This is a genomic window from Anabaenopsis tanganyikae CS-531 (assembly GCF_029891675.1).
GTDB classification, from domain to species: Bacteria; Cyanobacteriota; Cyanobacteriia; order Cyanobacteriales; family Nostocaceae; genus Anabaenopsis; species Anabaenopsis arnoldii.
The window spans coordinates 24,269-33,297 of the sequence record NZ_JANQDF010000096.1; the positions used below are offsets into that span (position 1 = coordinate 24,269).

A 9,029-nucleotide genomic window follows, 5' to 3' on the forward strand; every position below is an offset into this window, starting at 1 on the left:
AGGGAATAGGGAACAGAAATTGTTCAGAAATCAAATAGGAGTCCTATATAATTAAACCTATAAAATCCTCAAACAAAATCACCGCAGGGGACTGGTAGTTATAAATGCTGGTTGATTAGCGGCCCTTAATTCTTCCTGTAACATTTTTTGATAAATTTGGGGCAAAGACCTACTAATTGAATTAGTTTCTATACCATATCCCAAACTTGTCCAGGTGGGAGATAGTCGCCGCAAAACATCGTGAATTTTTCCTTGTCGTAACAGTTGAGGAATATCAGTTCTCCAAACTCTGGAATCCTTCAACCAACGGTAAACCACTATATCTTGATACTCCGGTGCAAAACTATAAGTAGACCAAAACATGGCTCCGGGAGGTTGGGGATGATAGCGAGGGGCGATTTCAAACCAAGTCTTATTGATAATTTGATACCTACCCGCCGCAGTAGAGCAGTTATTTTTATTCGGTCCGCTGACGATTCTAACGCATATTTCTGGATGGCGACTGAGGTCATTGACCTGCTGACCACCATATAACAGAGAATAGGGACGGTTACCACTAGCTTCACTAGCGGAGATGGTGCGCATCAAAGCACGGATGTAAGGATCACCCCCACTCATGACTAAAGGTGGCTGTGGTACCATAAATACCAGATCCCTTGGCGATCGCACCGAGCCATGTATATACCACTGTAACAAATATACAAACCCCAGCAGTGCCGCCATGGGGCCAATCAGATGCTCAACGCCCTTGAGTTTAAAACCTTTGAGTGTCACAATCCTAGAAACTTAGTGAAATTAACTAAACATTAGCAAACAACTCCCCCCAACTTTTTTGGGGAGCCTCTGATTTAGCCACCACCTCAACAATTTTATTCCGGGAAGCAGGCTCAAACAAAGCCTCAACCGCCACCCGCGCCACCTTCTGACGGGGAATACTACCATCAAACAATGTATCAGCACCTTGCATTACCACACCATCAGAATTATCTTCATTTTTCAAACCACCAGGGCGGACAATAGTATAAGTCAAACCACTTTTTTGAATATATTCCTCAGCCTGTTTTTTCCACACCAAAATCAGCCAGAACAAATTTAAAGGATGAAACAACTGAGAAACACACAAAGAAGACACTAAAACAAAATGCTCAATTCCCTGAGACTTAGCCGCAGCGACCAGATTTTTAGTACCCTCAAAATCCACTCTATAGGGGCCAGTGGGGTCAAAACTGGGTTTAGCACCCGTAGCGCACAGCAAAACCGTACTATCTCCTAAAGCAGCATTGAGGCTTTGTGGTTGTAACACATCACCCTCAACTAACTGTGCCTCACTGGGTAAAATCGCTCTAGCTTTCTCTATATCCCTCACCAAAGCCCGCACAGGAATATTGCGCGCTATGAGTTCTTGGACAATGCGGCGACCTGTTTCGCCTGTTGCTCCGGCTACAAATGCTTTCATCAGTGTTTCTGGGGTTGAATATTTAACTTTAATGCTAACTGCTGGCGCATTTCTTGAAAGGGTTTATCCCATACAGGACAGGTATCCCAATCCCATGTAGCCACAGGGATGAGGTTTGCTTTAGCTAAAGAAGTTAGTAGCAGGTGCTCATCCTCTGGTTCCCGGGAAAAATCGAAGGGGTTACGGTATCCTGTATGAGAAAGATTATAAGATGTCAACTGACCATAATTAATGTGTTTGATCAGTTTTTCACCCTTGCTCAATAACTCCTCTAAAAAAACCAAACTAAAAGGCTCAGAATTTGAGCGCGTTTGTGGTTCTCTTTGTACCCATCTTGCCCAATCAAACCCATAAATAAAATCGTGAACGTAGCGGAAGCGAATTTCTTTATTGATGCCGAATAGCTCAATGAGCAAGACCATCTTATCACCAAAGGATTCTAAAAAAGACATAAAACCCCCATCGGCTACTAAAGCCTGTCTGACCATACTACTAACCATAAAATCAAAATCCCAGAAGATATTTTCTGGGAAGTTTTGCAACTGAGCATAAACTATCAATTTTAAGGTATCCCCCAGGGCTAGAACAAATTCCTCATCTGTGGTCATGGTAGTAATTAAGTTTCCCAGTTCTACAAAACTAGTAATGAAAGTTTTGTCGGGGTTGAGAGTTAATGGATTAACACACTGTTGCGCTAAAATCTCATCTAGGCATTGAAAAGGGTGATTTCCCTTCAGGTCATGGTTCATAAAGACACAAGGGGAGATGGGGACAGAGTTACTAGGTCCAGTTCCTAGCTGGAAATATGGACGACTAATTCTCTGGTATGACTACGCTGACGATGCTCCCAAATATAAATACCTTGCCAAGTTCCCAGGACTAAATGACCGCCATTGATGGGAATCTGTTCACAAGTATGGGTCAGTGCAGTGCGGATATGTGCTGGCATATCGTCCGCACCTTCAGCATCGTGAATATACTTACCCGACTCAGGCACAAGTTTAGCCATAAAGTTGGCTAAATCTACCAAAACATCCGGGTCGGCATTTTCTTGTATCACTAAACTAGCGGAAGTGTGACGCAAAAACAAGGTACAAAGTCCAGTTTCCACCCCTGATTCTGTAACTATAGCCGCAATTTTGGCGGTGATGTTCTGAAAGTTTTTCCCTGTGGTAGAAATTCTGAGTAGTTTTTGGTAGTGCGGCATCTTGATACTATATTGACTGTTGATTTTATTTTAAGCAAAGGTGAGTGTACCTTGAGGTGCCTTTGATGTTAAAATGCTTTCAATAATTAGTTTCCTCTCAGCGCCTTTGGTGACTGAGTTTACCTATATCAGGTATTTATATGAATTTATTCATGCAAACGGCTGCGGAAGCAGTAGCCGGGGGGTCTCATTTTCCCTTAGCCTTTACCTTAGTGTATGTGGTTGGTTTTATTGCTGCTGTCACTATTGGTTCTATAGCTTGGTATAACTCCAAACGTCCGCCGGGTTGGGAAAGCAAAGATCGCCCCGACTTTGTACCTAAAGTAGAACCAGAAGAAACTCCAGGTTCGGGTAAACCGAAGTCTTAAGTATTACTTCTGCATGGGGATGGCTAGACGCGAAGAATCGCGTCTGCTCAACTCAAAGCTTTAGTTCTGCACCTCCACCCAGCGACGATAAAGCTTTTGAATTTGTTTGAGCAACTCTGTGTAGTCTGCTTCAGTGCATTGATTTAGCTTTCTTGACTCGTTTTTTGTCAGCAGCCATACTTCTTCTACACCTACTTCATCATCACTATAAATTAATTCACTAATGGCCGAAATCAGATTTTGGTAACCTTTTGGGCTAGGGCGATCGCCTAAATATTCTCGCAACCACCTAGAATATTCTTGCGGTTGCACAGGAACTAACTTATACAGCCAAGGTTTAATTTCCGGATCACCTGCTAACCCTTTTACTTGAGCTATCTCGCGCAGATATTGCCGTTCTTCGGGTTCTATTTTACCATCAATCCAAGCCGCAGCAATTAGGATTTTCACTAACTTTTTGACATGGGAATCAGTAACCATTGCTGCTTCCTCCGCTAGGTTGGTAGCTTTCAAGAAAATAGTACAATCCCAAACTGTATTCATTGGTAATTGTTGGTTTTTCTTAATCGCACCATGAAAAAGCCATCCATGTTTTGTCGGTGAGGCCAAACCTTCAGCCAACCTTGGGGTGTGGAATACCTAGCCTCATACGAGTCAACCCCGGGGGGCTGAATTTCCCAATCGGGATGGTCAGTTAAAAACCTAGAAATCACCCCTTCATTTTCCGCCGGATGCAGTGTACAAGTGGCATAAACTAGTACACCCCCAGGCTTGACAAATTTAGATGTCTGTGCTATGAGTTCTGTTTGCAACCTCGATAGTTCCTGGACAGATTCAGGTGTTTGTCGCCAACGTGCATCGGCGTGGCGGTGTAGGGTTCCCAAACCAGAACAGGGTGCATCTAGTAAGACGCGATCGCCCCTACAATTAAACTGGGGTAAATGACGACTATCACCAGTACAAATACGGATAGATTGTAAATGTAACCGTTGGGCATTTTCCCTGAGTTTACGCAGACGGGAAGCAGTGCGATCGCACCCCCAAACTTCGCCATCATCCGCCATTAATTCAGCAATATGGGTTGTTTTCCCCCCCGGTGCGGCACAAGCATCAATCACCACCTCACCTGCTTGAGGGTTGAGGACATAACCCACAAGTTGAGCGCTAGCATCTTGCACAGACCACCAACCCTCACTAAAACCCGGCAGATTTTGGATAGCGCCAGTACTCCCAACTAATCGTAAAGCCTGCGGTAAATCCCGCACCCGGCGAGTTAAAATCCCAACTGAAGCCAAAGCCCCCTCAACTTCCTCAATAGCAGCCCGTAGGGGATTAACCCGTAAATCAATTGTCGGTGTTTGGTTCATCCAGTCACAAAGTTGTTCTGTTTGTGCCAAACCCAATTCATCTAACCAAACCTGAATAATCCAATCGGGAAAGCTGTATAAAATACCCAAACGTTCCACAGGATTTTCAGGTAACTTCAAAGGCTCCGGTAACCTCTCCCCTAGACGAATATACTGGCGCAACAGACCATTCACAAAACCCGTCAGACCAGAAAAACCATTTTCCTTAGCCAACTGTACAGTAGTATTCACAGCCGCCGAAGCCGGGATACGCTCTTGATAACGCAATTGGTATAAACCCAGATGTATGATAGTGCGCAGGTCTTGGGGTTGTTGATGAGATTTTTTAGTAGCCAGTTGGTCAATGAGGGTATCAAGAGTCCGTTGCCTCCTCACACTACCATAGACTAATTCCGTCAGCAAACCGCGATCGTGACTAGGCAAGCTCACCTTTTGCAGCACCCTATTTAAAGCTACATCAGCATAAGCCCCCTTATGAACATCTCGCAAGGCATTAAAAGCTATTTGGCGGGCATTTATCATGAACTAATTTTAACTGTATAATTTATCTACCCCGCCGAGTCATGGAAATTCGAGGTAATTAAGTATATTCTGACAATTATTTTATTGTACTGCGGCACCACAACCAACGCCCAAGCAAAACTCATAACTCGCAAGACTGGGAAGCATTCTCTAAATCCAACTGTGCAAAACTGATTAAAGCTAAATGGGACGGGTTGCGTATCAACTCCTTAGCCAAGAGAAAACCAGAAATTGTCCAAATTTGATATCTTCTGGCTTTCTTACCCACTAAAAGCCCCCGAATACCATCATAATATTCTGGCCATTGATTTTGACTCAGACGTTCTTGAGCAATGTCCCAAGCCCGTTGACTCACATCAGTCCTACCTGTTTTTTGAGCCGCAGCAATCAAAAACCACAATAACACAGGCCAACTACCACCATTATGATATGACCAGGGTATATTTCTGGGGTCACACCCGGTAAAAATTCTGTATTCCTCCTTTTCCACTGCTGGGAAACAGATTTTCATCGGCATTTCTCCGACTAAATCATCCCACTGTTCCTCAATCAGATTCATAATTGCTTGAGATTGCTGTTCACTGGTAAGAGAAGCAAGAATCGCCATCATGTTTCCCAGTGCAAAAAATCGCGTATCTAATTGAGACGGTCCGACATTACCCGCTAAGTAACCACCATGTTTTGGTAACCAAATAGCCAAATTAGCATAGCGAATAGAATCAGGATAAATATTAAATTGATTCACTGCTGACTGTCCGTATTCTTCACCCTTAAAGCGGTAAATCGCATTTAATCGCTTTATATCAATCCAATAGTGACGACGAATATGATCTCTTAATAGAGGTAAGCGATTATCAATACCGATGACAATTTTATTATCTCCAGCACAAATCAGCAACTTCCGCGCACACCGTAAGGCTGCATAAAATAGGGCTTGAATTTCCAAGGGATAACCGTAGATACCCATACGCCGGTAAATCATACAAGCGCCATCGGGAACCAACAGGGTGGGGTACATATCAAATCTGGTCGCCAAGCAAATTTCCATAATCAGCATAATTCCTTGCTGGAATTGAGGCTGCAAGGCAAAACTAATATCTTTGGTAGCCTTGACATAGGCGTGTAATATAACTATCCACCACAGACAAGAATCAACAGGTGTAACTCTAGCGATCGCATGTTCCCCAAAATCCGCTTCCAAATATTCTTGACCATTGTCTGATACAACCTTAAAGCTTGCTGGTATCAAACCTTGTCCGGGTATATAAGCATCCAATTGGTTCTTTTTAGGCTGTAACTTTAAAGTTTCTTCTAAGAAATTACGAACAATATCATATTTACCTTTAATTAAAAAAAGTAAAGCGGAGGGGACGAAATCCCTAATAAAACAATGGTCATGCTCTAAATCTTGTTTTATCTGCTCACAGCTTGTCCGAGTACCCACAGGACGACCTTGGTAGTAAATAATCGACTTATCTAAAATTTCCCAGGCCTGTTTTTCTAAATCATCAACTATTACTAATTTCTCTGTTTCCATTCCGAGAAATACTCCATTTAGATGGTATTTTAGCACCAGATAAAATCTGCTTATTCTCTGCTATAGTTAGAATACTTGTTAATTGAGTGATGAATATATAGACAACTAGTTTTTGTCGATCCACAAGATATCTAGGGCGATATTCAAGCCTAACCCAACATTACCAACTTTTACGATTTAATTTATTGTCCCATAGCCGCAATTTCCAAAATGATCACTCAGAGCAATTTAGAGAAGAGCAAAAGCAAAATGTAACTACAAAGTAGTTACATCGGGCTTTAAACCTTATGTTCATCTTAGACCAATACAACTAATTAACCTCGTGAGATTGACTATCCAGGCATATAAGGTTCTACACTCCCAATTTCAAACTCACAAGCACGAGAAACAGCTTCAGGCGGTAATTCATCAAAACTCACCAATGGTAAATAATTGGGATTATCCATCAGTTCTTTTGCCAATAAAAAACCTGCAATACTCCAAGTTTGATATTTCCTAGCTTGCTTACCAATTAGTCGTCCTTTTTTACCATCATAATATTCTGGCCATTCATCTTCAATCAACCTAGTCTTGGCAATTTCAATAGTCTTTCTAGCTAAACCAGTTTTGTTGGTTTTGACAGCTGCTGCGGCAAACATCCACATTAATACCGGCCAACTACCAGCATTATGATATGACCAAGGGATATTTTTCGGATCACACCCGGTGACAATTCTGTATTCTTCATGCTCTAAGGCCGGGAAACAGATTTTCATAGGCATATCTCCTACTAAATCATCCCATCTTTCCTCAATCAAACTCATAATAGCTTGTGACTGTTCTTCTGTAGCTAAGTCAGAAATAATCGCCATCAAGTTACCCAGGGCAAAAAAACGGGTATCTAACTGAGATGGACCGACATTACCAGCTAAATAACCACCTTTACGGGGTAACCACTTGTCTAATTCGTAATAGGGAAGAGAGTCTACATAGATATTAAATAGATTCACAGCCCCTTTGCCATACTCCTCACTCTTAAAACGATAAATTGCATTGAGGCGATTAATATCTATCCAATAATGCTGGCGAATATGAGCGCACAACAGTGGGAGGCGGTTATCAATTGCTGAGATTATATCTTGATTACCCTGACAAATCAACAGCTCACGAGCTCCACGTAAAGCCCCATAAAATAACACCTGAATTTCCAGAGGATGACCATAAATCCCCATGCGACGGTCAATCATACAAGCACCATCGGGAACTAACAGCGTGGGGTACATATCAAAGCGATTGGCCAAGCAGATTTCCATAATTAACCTAATACCATTTTGGAAATCAGGTTGATAGGCGATGGAATAATCCTTTGTAGCCACTACATAAGCACGCAATAAAATAATCCACCATAGACAAGAATCTACTGGAGTGACTCTAGCGATCGCGTGTTCACCAAAATCAGCTTCTAAATATTCCTCTCCATTGTCGCATACAACTTTAAAGCTAGCTGGAATTAAACCGCGCCCAGGCTTATAAGCATCTAGTTCTCTTTCTTTAGGCTGTAACTTTAATGTTTCTTCCAGGAAATTACGAACAATATCTGTTCTACCTTTAATCAAAAAAATTAACGCCGAAGAGACAAAATCGCGGATAAAACACTGATCATAATTAAGTGCTTCCACAGAAGCATCATAGGCCGCTACAGTTCCCACAGGACGACCTTGATAATAGAGAATTGACTTCTCTAGCGCTCGCCATGCTTGTTCTTCTATATTTTCATCTGTTACTAATTCATTTATTGGCATCACTAGAGTAACTCCATTGAGGGGGTAATTGTTTACTAGATGCACCGTGATGGATTATTTATGCTATTATCTTTAGCATAACAAAAACCATATTTTGAATAGCAACCTGCTTTGAGCAAATAAGTTAGAAATCGTTACTTAAGCTACTAATTGAGCTAGAAATTAAGCCACAATTAGCTTTTCTTTCATTATCTTTTAGGTGAACCGCAGCCAGGTATTTTTTACCTCAAGCAACGTCATAAATCCTAAGAATCGCCATAAAATACATAGTCCCAGGTTGTTCTGTGTTCTGTGTGTCAATCTGGAACCTGGGTTTACCAAACAACAAAGAATTTTCGCTACTATTCCAAGTTGCTTTCAACTATTTACGGTATATTTACTTAATCAAGATTGGGCTTTGAGGCAGTAAATTAGATTATTCCCCTACAACCTCATAATTTATAATGTTTTTTCAGAATATGCAATATAAAAGTTAAACAACTTTAGATGTCAATACTTCTAAGGATGTGTATATTTTACCTAAATTACCAATAATATAGGGAAATTTTGCGAGTAAGGTCTAAGAGGATGTTTGGAAAGTATTAAACAGGTAATTTTTATCTTAGGGAACAGGGAACACACCGAACAGGGAATGGGAAGCAACACCGAATACACAAAAAACAATCAAATCCAGTCCCCTCCCCTTAAAAGGACAAGACAAGGTGGACAAGGTGGACAAGGTGACCACCGGAGAAAAACAGTACAAAGTCTGTATTCTTAGTAAGAAAAATAGCCCCTTAAAAGACCATTGT

The 9,029-nt window shown here is 41.6% G+C and carries 9 protein-coding genes; 1 reads left to right on the forward strand and 8 read right to left on the reverse strand.

The window, feature by feature from the left end; genetic code table 11:
• Nucleotides 1-78: 78 nt before the first annotated feature.
• The 4 genes from NWP22_RS10050 to NWP22_RS10065 all read right to left on the reverse strand — a co-directional run bounded on the left by NWP22_RS10050 (nt 79) and on the right by NWP22_RS10065 (nt 2,663).
• Nucleotides 79-723: a glycoside hydrolase family 24 protein gene (locus tag NWP22_RS10050; protein ID WP_271730766.1), complete on the reverse strand. Its 645-nt coding sequence runs from the start codon at nt 721-723 to the stop codon at nt 79-81.
• A 76-nt stretch (nt 724-799) separates the two neighbouring features.
• Nucleotides 800-1,456, reverse strand: coding sequence for an NAD(P)H-binding protein (locus NWP22_RS10055; protein WP_271730757.1), 657 nt, complete (start codon nt 1,454-1,456; stop codon nt 800-802).
• On the reverse strand, nt 1,456-2,205 hold the full coding sequence (locus NWP22_RS10060) for a hypothetical protein (protein ID WP_271730758.1): 750 nt from the start codon (nt 2,203-2,205) through the stop codon (nt 1,456-1,458). The genes NWP22_RS10055 and NWP22_RS10060 overlap by 1 nt, the downstream gene beginning before the upstream one ends.
• Before the next feature lie 44 nt (nt 2,206-2,249).
• Complete coding sequence (locus NWP22_RS10065; RefSeq protein WP_271730760.1) at nt 2,250-2,663, reverse strand: secondary thiamine-phosphate synthase enzyme YjbQ; 414 nt, start codon at nt 2,661-2,663, stop codon at nt 2,250-2,252.
• Nucleotides 2,664-2,803: 140 nt separating this feature from the next.
• Here NWP22_RS10065 and psb35 point away from each other — a divergent pair, with 140 nt between their 5' ends.
• Nucleotides 2,804-3,031 carry a photosystem II assembly protein Psb35 gene (gene psb35 / locus NWP22_RS10070; protein WP_271730761.1) on the forward strand — a complete coding sequence of 76 codons (228 nt, stop codon included), beginning with the start codon at nt 2,804-2,806 and terminating at the stop codon, nt 3,029-3,031.
• A gap of 60 nt (nt 3,032-3,091) precedes the next feature.
• Here psb35 and NWP22_RS10075 read toward each other — a convergent pair whose 3' ends face one another.
• The 4 genes from NWP22_RS10075 to NWP22_RS10090 form a co-directional block, all read right to left on the reverse strand.
• On the reverse strand, nt 3,092-3,511 hold the full coding sequence (locus tag NWP22_RS10075) for a tellurite resistance TerB family protein (RefSeq protein ID WP_280801834.1): 420 nt from the start codon (nt 3,509-3,511) through the stop codon (nt 3,092-3,094).
• Between the two features lie 59 nt (nt 3,512-3,570).
• Nucleotides 3,571-4,920 carry a 16S rRNA (cytosine(967)-C(5))-methyltransferase gene (locus tag NWP22_RS10080; protein WP_280801832.1) on the reverse strand — a complete coding sequence of 450 codons (1,350 nt, stop codon included), beginning with the start codon at nt 4,918-4,920 and terminating at the stop codon, nt 3,571-3,573.
• Nucleotides 4,921-5,041: 121 nt separating this feature from the next.
• Nucleotides 5,042-6,457, reverse strand: a complete 1,416-nt coding sequence (locus tag NWP22_RS10085) for a glycoside hydrolase 100 family protein (protein WP_271730763.1) — start codon at nt 6,455-6,457, stop codon at nt 5,042-5,044.
• Nucleotides 6,458-6,789: 332 nt separating this feature from the next.
• Nucleotides 6,790-8,238: a glycoside hydrolase 100 family protein gene (locus tag NWP22_RS10090; RefSeq protein ID WP_271730764.1), complete on the reverse strand. Its 1,449-nt coding sequence runs from the start codon at nt 8,236-8,238 to the stop codon at nt 6,790-6,792.
• Between the last annotated feature and the right edge of the window lie 791 nt (nt 8,239-9,029).